Below are 12,873 nucleotides of genomic sequence, written 5' to 3'. Positions count from 1 at the left end.
CCGCTTGCGGGAGGGGAGCGGCAAGACCAAATGTTGTGAATCTATTCCTGCGTTTCGATCCGGGCACGCCCCTCCCGCCTGCGGGAGGGGATGGGGGAGGGCTACGGTGTCTCACCGAGCCCCCACCCCGATCACAGAACGAACCGACTCAAATCCGTATTCCGCGCCACCGCCGACAGTTGCTTGTCGACATAAGCCGCATCGACGGTCAGCGTCGAACCCTGACGGTCCTCCGCCTCGAAGCTGATCTCCTCCAACAGCTTCTCCATCACCGTCTGGAGCCGCCGCGCACCGATATTCTCGACCTGGCCGTTCACTTCCGCGGCGATCCGCGCGATCGCGGCGATGCCGTCCTCGGTGAACGAAATCTCGACCCCCTCGGTGCCGATCAGCGCCTTGTACTGCGCGGGCAGCGACGCCTTGGTATCCGAGAGGATCGCGACGAAATCCCCCTCGGTCAGCGCCTTCAGCTCGACCCGGATCGGCAGGCGTCCCTGAAGCTCGGGCAGCAGGTCGGACGGCTTGGCGACGTGGAAGGCGCCGGACGCGATGAACAGGATATGGTCCGTCTTCATCGGGCCGTATTTGGTGGCGACCGTCGTCCCCTCGATCAGCGGCAGCAGGTCGCGCTGCACGCCTTCCCGGCTGACCGAACCACCACGCACGTCCGACACCGCGATCTTGTCGATCTCATCGAGGAAGACGATCCCGTTCGCCTCGGCATCGGCGAGCGCGGCGCGGCTGACCTCATCCTGATCGAGCCGCTTGTCGGCCTCTTCCTCGACCAGCTTGGTCCAGGCGGCCGAGACGGTCAGCTTGCGACGCTTGAGCGGCTGGCCGCCAAACGCCTTGCCCATCATCTCGGACAGGTTGATCATCTGCGGTGCCGCACCGGGAATCTCGAACGGCGCGGCCTGGGCCTGTTCCAGCTCGATCTCGATCTCGGTCTGGTCGAGATGGCCGTCGCGGAAGCGCTGGCGGAAGGCCTCGCGCGTCGCCTGGCTCGAATCCTTGCCGACCAAAGCGTCGAGCAGGCGGTTCATCGCCGCCTCTTCCGCCTTGTCCTTCACCGCGACGCGGCGGCGTTCCTTTTCCAGCCGGATCGCCTCTTCGACCAGATCACGCGCGATCTGCTCGACGTCGCGGCCGACATAGCCGACCTCGGTGAATTTCGTCGCCTCGACCTTGACGAAGGGGGCGTCGGCCAGCTTGGCCAAGCGGCGGCTGATCTCGGTCTTGCCGCAGCCGGTGGGGCCGATCATCAGGATGTTCTTGGGCGTCACCTCGTCGCGCAGGTCCGCGCCCAGCCGCTGGCGACGCCAGCGGTTGCGCATCGCGACGGCGACGGCGCGCTTGGCGTCGGCCTGGCCGATGATGTGCGCGTCGAGCGCGGCGACGATCGCCTTGGGGGTCAGCTGGTCGTTCATGGAAGTCCTGACTTACAGCGCGCCGTCGATGGCTTCGAGCGTGACGCGGTCATTGGTGTAGACACAGACATCGGCGGCGATCGCCATCGCCTTGCGCGCGATCGTCTCGGCATCCTGTTCATAGTCGACGAGCGCCCGCGCCGCCGCGAGCGCGTAATTGCCGCCCGACCCGATCGCGCAGATGCCGTTCTCGGGCTCCAGCACGTCGCCGTTGCCGGTCAGGATCAGCGTCACATCCTTGTCGGCGACGATCATCATCGCCTCCAGGTTGCGCAGGAACTTGTCGGTCCGCCAGTCCTTGGCCAGCTCGACCGCCGCGCGCAGCAGCTGGCCGTTGTGCCGCTCCAGCTTGGCCTCCAGCCGCTCAAACAGGGTGAAGGCATCCGCCGTCGCGCCCGCAAAGCCGCCGATGACCGAGCCGTCGCCCAGCCGCCGGACCTTGCGTGCGTTGGGCTTCATGACCGTCTGGCCCATCGAAACCTGACCGTCCCCGGCCACCACCACCCGGCCGCCACGGCGCACCGAGCAAATCGTCGTGCCATGCCAGGTGGGCATGGCGTGTTCATTCCCGCTCATGCGCGGCGATATGGAGGTGGGGGGCTGCGGGTTCAATGGAAGGATGAAGGTCCGCCCACAACCTCCGTTCAGCCTGAGCGAAGTCGAAGGCCACGCCCGAACGGAGCGGCTGGGCAACGGTCCTCCCCGCTCGCGGGGAGGGGGACCGCCGCAAAGCGGTGGTGGAGGGGGCGTTCCGCGAGGAATGTCCTGTGCGGAAGCCCCCCTCCGTCAGGGCTGACGCCCTGCCACCTCCCCGTGCCGGGGAGGATTGAGCGCCCTGCGGTCACCGTCTCAGCATGGCCTTCGACTTCGGCGCGATGCGCCGAAGTTTATCCCGAGCGGCTGGCTTGCCAGCCAGTCGAAGGACTCAGGCTGAACGGAAGACGGGAATTACTCGCCCAGCTTCTCGATCTTGTCCTTCAACGCCGCGAGTTCGGCCTTTAGCGCAGCCATCTCGGCATCCTTGCTCGCCGCTGGAGCGGCTGGCGTCGGAGCGGGCGCAGGTGCTGCGGCCTGGAACCCCTGCGTCGCGGCCTCGAACATCGCCAGGTTGCGCTTGGCCATGTCGGCGAACGGCGTGTTCGCGAACGCGCCCTCGACCGCCGACTTGAACTGCTCCTGGTTGCGGCGGAAGCTGTCCATCGACGCCTCCAGATAGCCGGGCACCACCGCCTGCATCGAATCGCCGTACATCGAGATCAGCTGGCGCAGGAAATTCACCGGCAGCATCGTCTCGCCCCGGCTTTCCTCTTCCATGATGATCTGGGTCAGGACATTATGGGTTATGTCCTCGTCGGTCTTGGCGTCGACGACTTTGAAATCCCGGCCCGCGCGGATCATTCCCGCCAGATGGTCGAGCGTGATGTAGGAGGAGGTTTCGGTGTTGTAGAGCCGCCGGTTCGCGTATTTCTTGACGATCACGATGCCGTCCGCCGCCTGCTTCTTCATGGACCCCCGCCTTCTATGATTTTGGTGTAACCTAACGTCATGGATTTCGCATCGCAACATGGTCCGCGCCCGTTGCCGCTGTTCCTGGCGATGTTGCGCAGCGAGGCCGCGGAAAATCCCGAGCTGGTACAGGCCGCGCTGGCGGGACTGCGCCGTTTCCAGGAGGCCAGACGCGAGCGACCGATGCGCGCCCTGCCCGTCCGGCGGCGGCGCGGCCGGGTGAAATTGCGCGACGCCGGAGGCGAAGGACGGCCGGTGCTGTTCATCCCTTCGCTGATCAACCCGCCCTCCATTCTCGACATGGCGCGCGACCGCTCGCTGATCCGCTGGTTGCGCGGACGGGGTTTCCATCCCTGGCTCGTCGACTGGGGGACGCCGGGCGTGAAGGACCGCGACATCGACGTCGCGGGCCATGTCGAACGCTTCCTCCTGCCGCTGATCGCGACGTTCCCGCAGCCGCCGGTGCTGGTCGGCTATTGCCTGGGCGGCACGCTCGCCATGGCCGCGGCGGCGCGCAGCAAGGTCGCCGGGCTGGCTGCGATCGCCGCGCCCTGGCACTTTACCGGCTATGGCGACGAAGCCCGCGCCGCGATGGCGGCGCAATGGGCCGCGATCAAGCCGACCTCCGAAGCGCTGGGCCTCGTCCCCATGGAGGCATTGCAGGCGGGCTTCTGGCGGCTCGATCCAGGCCGGACCATCGCCAAATATGCGGCCTTCGCGGAACTCGATCCACGCAGCGCGGCCGCACGCCGCTTCATCCGGCTGGAGGACTGGGCCAACCAGGGCGCGCCCCTGCCCCACGCCTTCGGCCGCGAATTGTTCGAGGAACTGATCGCCGAGGATCGTCCCGGACAGGGCCGATGGCGCGTCGCCGGGGCGACCGTCACACCATCGCAATGCGACGCCCCTAGCGTCGAATTCATCGCCACCGCCGACCGGATCGTTCCCGCCGCCACCGCCATCGGCCTGTCCGACCGGCGAGCGGCGGGTACGGGCCATGTTGGCATGGTCGTCGGCGGCCGTGCGGAGCAACAGCTCTGGCAGCCGCTCGCCGACTGGATCACCGCCCTCCCAACACCTAGATAGATCCTGCATAAGAGGAGCCTTCATGACCGAGATCGTCATTACCGCCGCCAAGCGTACCCCCGTGGGCAGTTTCCTGGGTGCCTTTGCCGCCACGCCCGCGCATGAACTCGGCCGGGTGGCGATCACCGCCGCGCTGGAACAGGCGGGCATCAAGGGCGAGGACGTGTCCGAAGTGATCCTCGGCCAGGTGCTGACCGCCGCGCAGGGCCAGAACCCGGCCCGCCAGGCGTCGATGGCCGCAGGCATCCCGAAGGAAGTGCCCGCTTACGGCGTCAACCAGGTCTGCGGCTCGGGCCTGCGCGCCGTCGCGCTGGGGATGCAGGCGATCGCCAATGGCGATGCGACCATCGTGGTGGCGGGCGGCCAGGAGTCGATGTCGCTCTCGCCCCATGCCCAGACGATGCGCGGCGGCACCAAGATGGGTCCGCTGACCATGGTCGACACCATGGTGCATGACGGCCTGACCGACGCCTTTGCAGGCTATCACATGGGCATCACCGCCGAGAACCTGGCCGAGCAGTATCAGGTGACCCGCGACGAGCAGGACCGGTTCGCCGTCCGCTCGCAGAACCTGGCCGAAAAGGCGCGTGGCGAGGGCCGCTTCAAGGACGAGATCGCGCCCGTCACCATCAAGGGCCGCAAGGGCGAGACGGTCGTCGCCGACGACGAATATATCCGCGCCGGTGCCACGATCGAGAGCGTGTCGGGCGTCCGCCCCGCCTTCAAGAAGGACGGCACGGTCACGGCCGCCAATGCCTCGGGCCTGAACGACGGCGCCGCGGCCATCGTCCTGATGAGCCGTGAGGAGGCCGAGAAGCGGGGTACGCCGATCCTCGCCACGATCAAGAGCTGGGCCTCGGCCGGTGTCGACCCGTCGGTGATGGGCATCGGCCCCGTTCCCGCCACCAAGCGCGCACTGGAAAAGGCGGGCTGGACCATCGGCGACCTCGACCTGATCGAAGCGAACGAAGCGTTCGCGGCGCAGGCCCTGTCGGTCGGCAAGGAACTGGGCCTCGATCCGGAGAAGGTCAACGTCAATGGCGGCGCGATCGCACTGGGCCACCCGATCGGCGCTAGCGGCGCGCGCGTGCTGACGACCCTGATCTATGAAATGCAGAAGCGTGACGCGAAGAGGGGTCTGGCGACTTTGTGCATCGGCGGCGGCATGGGCATCGCCATGTGCCTCGAACGCTAAACGTGTGTTGAGCGATAAACACGCCACTTTTCGAAAATTTCGCGCTTAAACGTTAGATTGCAGGGATGTGTCGAAGCTGTCACATCCCTGCAACTATGGTGACGCAATTTTTAGAAAGCGTTGCAACGGCGCTTGTTTTCCGAGCGGAAATTTCTTTCCCTGCGATGAACGGACATGAACGATCCGTCATAATGGGGGTAAAGAATGAATATGCGTACCCTGCTGGGAGCCTCTGCGCTGGCCAGCACTCTGGTCCTGATGCCGGTCGCCGCGTTCGCGCAGACCGCCGCCTCGGGCACCACCGCGACGCAGCCGCAAGAGGATGCCGCGACCGATCCCAACATCGCCGAACGTAGCGAACAGGCCGCGGGCGACGTCATCGTCACCGGCTCGCGTCTGGCCCGTCCGAACCTGGACTCGCCGACCCCCGTCACGTCGGTCACCGCCGAACTGCTGACCTCGACCGGCAACCTGAACCTGGGTGACTCGCTCAACCAGCTGCCGGCGCTGCGTACGACCTACAGCCAGGCGAACTCGACCCGCTTCATCGGCACCTCGGGCCTGAACCTGCTCGACCTTCGTGGTCTGGGCACGCAGCGCACCCTGGTGGTCGTCAACGGTCGCCGCCATGTGACCGCACAGCCGGGCAGCTTCGTGATCGACACGAACACCATCCCGACCGACCTGCTCGAGCGCGTCGACGTCGTGACCGGGGGCAGCTCGGCCGTGTACGGTTCGGACGCCATGGCGGGCGTCGTCAATTTCGTCCTGAAGCGCGACTTCGAGGGCCTTCGCGCCACCGGCCAGAGCGGCATTTCCAGCCACGGGACGCGCGGCTCCTATTTCGGCGCATTGACCGCCGGTAAGAACTTCGCCGAGGGTCGCGGCAACATCGCCGCGTCGGCTGAATATTCCTTCTCGGACGTCGTCTATTTCACCGATCGCGACGACATCACCGGCGCCTTTTCTGGTCGTCGCCAGTTCAACGCGGTGCAGAACACCGGCCCGCAGCTTAACCCGAATGGCGGCGTGATCCGTACCGGCGGCGAGCCGTCGACCGGTGACGGCATCCCCGACACCAACCTTCTGAGCAACATCCGCAACGGTACGATCTCGGAAGGCGGCATGTTCGCCTCGAGCTGTCCGACGGTTGCCGCCACAGGCGAGTCCGCCGCAGCCTTCGCCGCCCGTCGCACCTTTACTTGCACCGGCATCGCCAATGTGGGTAGCTCCAACGCACTGGCGCAATACGGTCGGAATTTTGCGTTCAATCCGGACGGCACGCTGACGGCGAACAATTGCATCACGGACCTTCGTCCTGCGTCGACCAATTGCGTCGGCGGCCGTGGGTCGACGCTGCGTCTGCTGGGCATGTTGCAGCCTCGCATGGAACGCGCTTCGGGCAACCTGCTGGCACACTTCGACATTTCCGACGCCTTCAAGCCGTTCGTCGAAGTCAAATATGTGCGTATCAAGTCGCTGCAAGAAGGTCAGCCGACCTTTGCCACCAACACCTTCAGCATCAACAATCCGTATCTGACTGATCAGGCTCGTTCGACCCTGCAGCAGGCACTGGCACCGGGGGCCACGACCTTCACCGCGCAACGTTTCAACGTCGACTTCGGTGGTCGCGGCGAGGATCACACGCGTGAGACCTTCCGCATCGTTGGCGGTGTCGAGGGCGATTTCGGCCAGGGTTGGCACTATGAAGTGTCGGCCAACTATGGCCGCCTCGACACCTTCTACCGGACGGCGGGCAACTACGTCACGCAGAAGTACAACAACTCGATCAACGCCGTGCGCAACGCTGCCGGTCAGATCGTGTGCGGTATCAACGCCGACGCCTCGACAGCGAATGACGACGCGGCCTGCGTGCCCGTCAACCTGTTCGGTCAGGGCCAGGTCAGCCAGGCGGCGCTGAACTATTTCTCGGTCACCTCGACGCGCAAGCAGAAGGCCGAGCAGTTCGACCTGCTGGGATTCGTCAACGGCAAGCTGTTCCGCCTGCCTGGCGGTGACGTCACCTTCTCGCTGGGCGGCGAATATCGTCGTGAGACGGCCTATTCGAAGTATGACGATCTGACCGCCAGCGGGGCGACGTTCCTGAACGCCATCCCGACCTTCGCGCCGCCCGCCTATGACATCAAGGAAGCGTTCGGCGAACTCAGCGTGCCGTTGCTGGCCGACCGTCCGTTCTTCCACGAACTGACGCTGACCGGCGCGGCCCGCGTGTCGCATTACAATGTCGGCAATGCCGGAACGCCCTGGACGTACAATCTGAACGCGATCTGGTCGCCGATCCGCGATATCACGATCCGTGGCGGCTATGCCCGCTCGGTCCGTGCGCCGTCGCTGGGTGAGTTGTTCACCGCCAACAACCAGACCTTTGCACAGCCATCGGATCCGTGCAGCCAGAACAACATCAACAACAACCCCAATCGCGCCCGTAATTGCGCGGCAGCGGGTGTGCCGACGACCCAGACGTTTAACGGCACGACCGAACCGTTTACCAACGGCACGGCGGCCAGCATCGCGGGCGTCAATCGCGGTAACCCGAACCTGAACGCCGAAAAGAGCAACAGCTTCACCATCGGCGCGGTGTTCCAGCCGCAGGCGATCCGTGGCCTGTCGTTCACAGTCGATTACTATAACATCACGATCAAGGACGCGATCGTCTCGCTGGCCGCTCAGACACTGATCAACCAGTGCTATGACAATCCCAGCGGCATCAACAATCAATATTGCGCTGCGGTCATTCGCAATCCGAACGGCACTTTTGCCGGTCAGTCGAGCGTGATCCATGCTGGTACGACCATCCCTCTCACGCCGACGGGTCCGTCGTTCTTCTCGCAGGGTTTCAATTTCGCCAAGCTGGAAACCTCGGGCATCGACTTCGACCTGTCATACCGTACGAAGATCAGCGACACCGGCACCCTGAGTCTTCGTGTCCTGGCCAGCTATGTGGCGCAGAACAACGCATATACCGACGTGGCCGATCCGAACTTCCGCGATCGCTACAAGAGCGAACTGGGCTATGCCGCATGGCGTGGTCAGTTCGTCGGCAATCTGAACTTCGAAACCTTCGATCTTCAATATCGCCTGCGTTACGAAGGCAAGTCGACGATCGCGGCCGAGTATGAGACGCAGAACAGCTATGACGGCCGTCCGGCGCGTAATCCGGATGCCTTCCCGATGGTCTACTATCCCGAGGCGTTCTACCACTCGGTCCAGGTCGGCTTCAACGCGACCGATCGGTTCCGCTTCTATGTCGGCGTGGACAACCTGACCGACGTGAAGCCGCCCTACGATCTGATCGGTACGGCGTCGGGCGATCCGTACGACAATATCGGCCGGTTCTTCTATGCCGGGTTCAAGGCCAACTTCTGATCCCAGCGGATCGAAGTTGATCGGGGCCTTCCTTCGGGAAGGCCCCTTTTTTATGCCCGCGCGAAACGCGGGGCCAGGCCGGTCAGCAGCTCATATTGCGATACGCCCGATGCGGCGGAGGCGGTGGCCAGGTCGTAATCCATGGCCAGCCAGTCGCCCTCGGCCAGATCGGGCCGCGTGGTCACGTCGACCGCCAGCAGGTCCATCGATACGCGGCCGAGGACCGGCAGGCTCTCGCCATCCGCCACCGCCGCCCCCAGCCCGGAGAGCGCGCGGCGATAGCCGTCGGCATAGCCCAGGTTCAGGATCGCGACCTCGGTATCGGCGGGCGCGGTCCAGGTGGCGTTGTAGCCGACCGTCTCGCCCGCAGGCACAAGGCGGCGCTGGAGGATCTGCGCTTCGGGCCACGCGACCTGGCGGAGATGCCCCGCCATGTCGGGGCGCGGCAGGCCACCGTACAGCGCCAGTCCCGGCCGGGTCAGGTCGAAATGATACTCCGCGCCCAGCCCGATCCCGGCCGAATTGGCGAGGCTCATGCGTCGCGCGCCGGTGCGCCCCTTCAGGCTGGCAAAGGCCTCGCGCTGGTGCCCGTTCATCGGCACATCCTCATCGGCGCAGGCGAGATGGCTGATAAGCGTCTCGATCGTCAGGCCCTCGAGCAGGCCATCCCGCACCGCCTGCACCGACACGCCCAGCCGGTTCATGCCGGTATCGACCATCACGTCACACACGCCGCCGCCGCTGTCGCGCCAGCGCGCGATCTGTTGGGGGGTGCTGAGTACCGGGCGGGCAAAGCCGGCCCTGGCGGCGGGCAGATCCTCGGCGCGCAGGCCATGCAGGACCGACAGCGTAAGGCCCAGCGGGGCCAAGCCTTGCGCCTCGGCCCAGTTGGCGACGAAGAAGTCACGACACCCGGCCTTGGCCAGCGTTTCGGCGACCAGCCTCGCGCCCAGGCCATAGCCGTTCGCCTTGACCGCCGCGCCGCACGCCGCCGCCCCGCTCAACCGGTCCAGCGCCTGCCAGTTGGAAACAAGCGCATCGCGGTCGACACGCAGGCGGAGGGGAGCGGGTATTTCCATCACCCTGCGGGCTTTAGGCCGCATTGGTCAGGGGGAAAAGGCGCGATGGACGTAAACCGCCCTCCGTTCAGCCTGAGAGAAGTCGAAGGCCACCTTCCGCCTTCTCCGCACGCCATTGTCGAAGGGATCCCCTTAGAGTCAAAAACGATCAACTCTGCTCACCCCTCCCCTGAAGGGGAGGGGCTAAAACCGTGCAATGCTGATCGCTTTCGACTCTAGCCTTCGCTCAGGCTGAACGGAGTTGGGGGTCGAATTCAGCGCAAGGTGCGGATGATTCCGGAGAAATCCACCGGCGGCTGCCCCTCGCCGACGAATGCCGTGTAAAGCTCGGCCGCCCGTTCGCCCATCGGGGTGGCGGCGCCCGCATCCTGCGCCGCCTGCATCGCCAGCTTCAGGTCCTTCAGCATCAGTGCCGCGGCGAAACCGCCCTGATAATCGTGATCGGCGGGCGTCTCCGGTCCGACACCGGGAACGGGGCAATATTTGGTCATCGACCAGCTCTGCCCCGACGAGACCGAGGCGATGTCGTAGAAGGTCTGCGCCTTCAGCCCCAGCTTCTCGGCCAGTACGAACGCCTCGCAGGTCGCGATCATCGTCGCACCGAGCAGCATGTTGTTGCAGATCTTCGCCGCCTGCCCTGCGCCGTTTCCGCCCGCATGGATCACCGCCTGACCCATGGCGGACAGGAAAGGCTCGGCGCGCCGGAAAGCCTGTTCGGACCCGCCGACCATGAAGGTCAGCGTGCCGGCCTTGGCCGCCGCGATCCCGCCGGAAACGGGCGCATCGACCGCCATCATGCCCTTGGCCTGCGCGGCCTCCGCGACGCGGCGTGCGGTGGCGACGTCGATGGTCGAGCAGTCGATCAGGATCGCGGAGGGCGGTGCGGCGGCAAAGACGGCGTCGGCATAGACGCGCTCGACATGGGTTCCGGCGGGCAGCATGGTCACGACCGCCTCGACCCCGTCCATCGCCGCGACGGCGCTGTCGATCGGCAGGCACCCGGCCGCCTTGGCCGCCGCCAGTGCGTCCGCCGACAGGTCGAAGGCGCGGACGTCATGCCCCGCCTTTGCGAGGTTGGCGGCCATCCCGCCGCCCATATTGCCCAAGCCGATAAAGGCGATCCGCGCCATGATGCTCTCTCCTAAATCTTCTTTTTCTTTTAAGCCCCTCCCGCAGGCGGGAGGGGTTTGGGGAGGGCATGGGGTCTCACCGAGCGTCTCGCTTGCGGCCCTGCCCTCCCCCATCCCCTCCCGTTTACGGGAGGGGCGTGGGACTCAGTTGCCGGTCCAATTGGGGCTTCGCTTTTCCACGAAGGCGGCCATGCCTTCCTTCTGATCGGCCGAGCCGAACAGGCCGTGGAACAGCCGCCGCTCGAACTGGACGCCCTGCGCCAGTCCCATGTCGAAGGCGGCGTTGACCATTTCCTTGTTCGCACGCGCCGCGATCGGCGCCATGCCGGCGATGGTCGCGGCGGTCTTCATCGCCTCCTCGACCAGATCGGCAGCGGGGACGATACGCGCCACCAGTCCCGCGCGCTCGGCTTCCTCGGCATCCATCATGCGGCCGGTCAGGCACATCTCCATCGCCTTGGCCTTACCGACCGCGTGCGCCAGCCGCTGCGAGCCGCCCATGCCCGGCGTCACGCCCAGCTTGATCTCGGGCTGGCCGAATTTGGCGGTATCGGCGGCGAGGATGAAGTCGCACATCATCGCCAGTTCGCACCCGCCGCCCAGCGCATAGCCCGCGACCGCCGCGATGATCGGCTTGCGGGTGCGGGTGAACTCGTCCCAGCCGGTGAAATGGTTTCGCCCGTACATGGCGGCGAAGTCCATCTCCTGCATTTCCTTGATGTCGGCCCCCGCGGCGAATGCCTTTGCGGAGCCGGTGATGACGGCGCAACGCTGTTCGGGATCGGCGTCATAGGCGCGCATCACGTCGAGCAGCTCGGCCAACAGCTCGGCATTCAGCGCGTTCAGCGCCTGCGGCCGGTTCAGCGTCACCAGCGTCACCGCCTCGCGGCGCTCGACGATCAGGGTGTTATAGTCGGTCATGCGAGCGTCCTTCTCAGCGGTCGTCGGGAGTCCAGGCCTGCCCGTCGGGCATGGCTGCGAAGATATGGTCGATCATCGTGTCGGTCACGCCCTCCGGCGTGGCGGGGTCCCAGCGCGGCGCATTGTCCTTGTCGACGATCAGCGCGCGGACGCCCTCGACGAAATCGGGGCGCTGCACCACGCGCGAGGCGATGCCGTACTCACGGCGCATCTCGTCGGTGAAGTCGGTGGTCAGCCTGCCCTCGCGCAACAGGCGGAGCGAGACCTTGCAGGCTTGCGGCGACTTGGTGCGCAGCACGGCGAGTTGCTGCGCCGCCCATTCACCGTCGTCCGCCTCCAGCGCGGCGATGATCTCTTCCAGCGTGTCGGCGGCAAACAGACGGTCGATGTCGGCGGCATGGGCCATGATCTTCGCGCGCGGCGCGGGCACCGACAGCCGGTCGAGCGTCGCGGCAATCTCCTGCGGCGCCGACGTAATCGCGGCCTTAGCCTCCTCCAGCGCGGCGGCGGGCAGGTAATACGTCGCCAGGCCCAGCGCATGCGCCTCCGCCCCGTCGAGCCGGTGACCGGTCAGCGCGAGGAATTCGCCCATCCGCCCCGGCAGGCGCGAGAGATACCAGCCGCCGCCGACATCGGGGAACAGGCCGATCCCCGTCTCGGGCATGGCGAAGCGGGTGTTCTCGGTCGCGACGCGGAAGCGGGCGGGCGCGGAAATGCCGACGCCGCCGCCCATCGTGATGCCGTCCATGAAGGCGACGATGGGCTTGGCATAGGTGAACAGCCGGTGGTTCATCCGATATTCGGCGTGGAAGAAACCCCGCGCGGCCTCGCCATCACCCGCCCCGCTTTCCGCCAGCAGGCGGATATCGCCGCCCGCGCAGAAACCGCGCCCCTCGGCATGGTCGATGATGATCGCCTCGACGCCCAGATCGCCGCGCCAGTCCTCCAGCGCGGCCAGCACGCCCTCGCACATCGCCGGGGTCAGGGCATGGATCGCCTTGGGCCGGTTGAGCCGGAGACGGCCCACCGGGCCTTCGCGGGTGACGATCAGGTCTTCACTCATGTCTTTCCCTTAACCCCTTCCCGTTCCCCGACGAAGGCCGAGGCCCAGATGCCGCGCATCAGGTGGCGCGCCATCGGCC

10 protein-coding genes are annotated in these 12,873 nt (G+C 66.0%); 3 read left to right on the top strand and 7 right to left on the bottom strand.

What is annotated here, in order from left to right:
* Window positions 1–131: 131 nt before the first annotated feature.
* The 3 genes from hslU to phaR form a co-directional block, all read right to left on the bottom strand.
* Window positions 132–1,427: an ATP-dependent protease ATPase subunit HslU gene (gene hslU / locus SP5_RS02965; RefSeq protein ID WP_042483875.1), complete on the bottom strand. Its 1,296-nt coding sequence runs from the start codon at window positions 1,425–1,427 to the stop codon at window positions 132–134.
* A 12-nt stretch (window positions 1,428–1,439) separates the two neighbouring features.
* A complete protein-coding gene (gene hslV, locus SP5_RS02960; protein ID WP_042483950.1) occupies window positions 1,440–1,982 on the bottom strand; it encodes an ATP-dependent protease subunit HslV in 543 nt (180 codons plus the stop codon).
* A 393-nt stretch (window positions 1,983–2,375) separates the two neighbouring features.
* Window positions 2,376–2,933: a polyhydroxyalkanoate synthesis repressor PhaR gene (gene phaR, locus SP5_RS02955; protein WP_042483872.1), complete on the bottom strand. Its 558-nt coding sequence runs from the start codon at window positions 2,931–2,933 to the stop codon at window positions 2,376–2,378.
* 39 nt (window positions 2,934–2,972) lie between these two features.
* On the opposite strand from phaR, the gene SP5_RS02950 reads away from it, so the two are divergent.
* From SP5_RS02950 to SP5_RS02940, 3 genes are all read left to right on the top strand, one after another.
* Window positions 2,973–4,019, top strand: a complete 1,047-nt coding sequence (locus SP5_RS02950) for an alpha/beta fold hydrolase (protein ID WP_042483869.1) — start codon at window positions 2,973–2,975, stop codon at window positions 4,017–4,019.
* A 22-nt stretch (window positions 4,020–4,041) separates the two neighbouring features.
* On the top strand, window positions 4,042–5,214 hold the full coding sequence (locus SP5_RS02945) for an acetyl-CoA C-acetyltransferase (RefSeq protein ID WP_042483866.1): 1,173 nt from the start codon (window positions 4,042–4,044) through the stop codon (window positions 5,212–5,214).
* Between the two features lie 210 nt (window positions 5,215–5,424).
* A complete protein-coding gene (locus tag SP5_RS02940) occupies window positions 5,425–8,601 on the top strand; it encodes a TonB-dependent receptor domain-containing protein (protein WP_042483947.1) in 3,177 nt (1,058 codons plus the stop codon).
* 50 nt (window positions 8,602–8,651) lie between these two features.
* Here the strand turns inward: SP5_RS02940 and alr are convergent, their stop codons facing one another.
* The 4 genes from alr to SP5_RS02920 form a co-directional block, all read right to left on the bottom strand.
* On the bottom strand, window positions 8,652–9,680 hold the full coding sequence (gene alr, locus SP5_RS02935) for an alanine racemase (RefSeq protein ID WP_174435499.1): 1,029 nt from the start codon (window positions 9,678–9,680) through the stop codon (window positions 8,652–8,654).
* A 254-nt stretch (window positions 9,681–9,934) separates the two neighbouring features.
* The gene (gene mmsB / locus SP5_RS02930; RefSeq protein ID WP_042483859.1) at window positions 9,935–10,810 is read right to left on the bottom strand and encodes a 3-hydroxyisobutyrate dehydrogenase; all 876 of its coding nucleotides are present in this window, start codon (window positions 10,808–10,810) and stop codon (window positions 9,935–9,937) included.
* A gap of 144 nt (window positions 10,811–10,954) precedes the next feature.
* On the bottom strand, window positions 10,955–11,731 hold the full coding sequence (locus SP5_RS02925) for an enoyl-CoA hydratase (protein ID WP_042483856.1): 777 nt from the start codon (window positions 11,729–11,731) through the stop codon (window positions 10,955–10,957).
* Window positions 11,732–11,744: 13 nt separating this feature from the next.
* Entirely contained in the window at window positions 11,745–12,794 is a 1,050-nt protein-coding gene (locus tag SP5_RS02920) for an enoyl-CoA hydratase/isomerase family protein (RefSeq protein ID WP_042483854.1), read from the bottom strand.
* Between the last annotated feature and the right edge of the window lie 79 nt (window positions 12,795–12,873).

It is taken from the genome of Sphingomonas parapaucimobilis NBRC 15100 (assembly GCF_000787715.1).
GTDB classification, from domain to species: domain Bacteria; phylum Pseudomonadota; class Alphaproteobacteria; order Sphingomonadales; family Sphingomonadaceae; genus Sphingomonas; species Sphingomonas parapaucimobilis.
This window is presented reverse-complemented; position numbering and strand designations above follow the sequence as displayed.

Excerpts from the sequence above, each read along its gene's own strand:
- hslU (WP_042483875.1), bottom strand. The coding sequence starts at position 1,427 with ATGAACGACCAGCTGACCCCCAAGGCGATCGTCGCCGCGCTCGACGCG.
- hslV (WP_042483950.1), bottom strand. The coding sequence starts at position 1,982 with ATGCCCACCTGGCATGGCACGACGATTTGCTCGGTGCGCCGTGGCGGC.
- phaR (WP_042483872.1), bottom strand. The coding sequence starts at position 2,933 with ATGAAGAAGCAGGCGGCGGACGGCATCGTGATCGTCAAGAAATACGCG.
- SP5_RS02950 (WP_042483869.1), top strand. The coding sequence starts at position 2,973 with ATGGATTTCGCATCGCAACATGGTCCGCGCCCGTTGCCGCTGTTCCTG.
- SP5_RS02945 (WP_042483866.1), top strand. The coding sequence starts at position 4,042 with ATGACCGAGATCGTCATTACCGCCGCCAAGCGTACCCCCGTGGGCAGT.
- SP5_RS02940 (WP_042483947.1), top strand. The coding sequence starts at position 5,425 with ATGCGTACCCTGCTGGGAGCCTCTGCGCTGGCCAGCACTCTGGTCCTG.
- alr (WP_174435499.1), bottom strand. The coding sequence starts at position 9,680 with ATGGAAATACCCGCTCCCCTCCGCCTGCGTGTCGACCGCGATGCGCTT.
- mmsB (WP_042483859.1), bottom strand. The coding sequence starts at position 10,810 with ATGGCGCGGATCGCCTTTATCGGCTTGGGCAATATGGGCGGCGGGATG.
- SP5_RS02925 (WP_042483856.1), bottom strand. The coding sequence starts at position 11,731 with ATGACCGACTATAACACCCTGATCGTCGAGCGCCGCGAGGCGGTGACG.
- SP5_RS02920 (WP_042483854.1), bottom strand. The coding sequence starts at position 12,794 with ATGAGTGAAGACCTGATCGTCACCCGCGAAGGCCCGGTGGGCCGTCTC.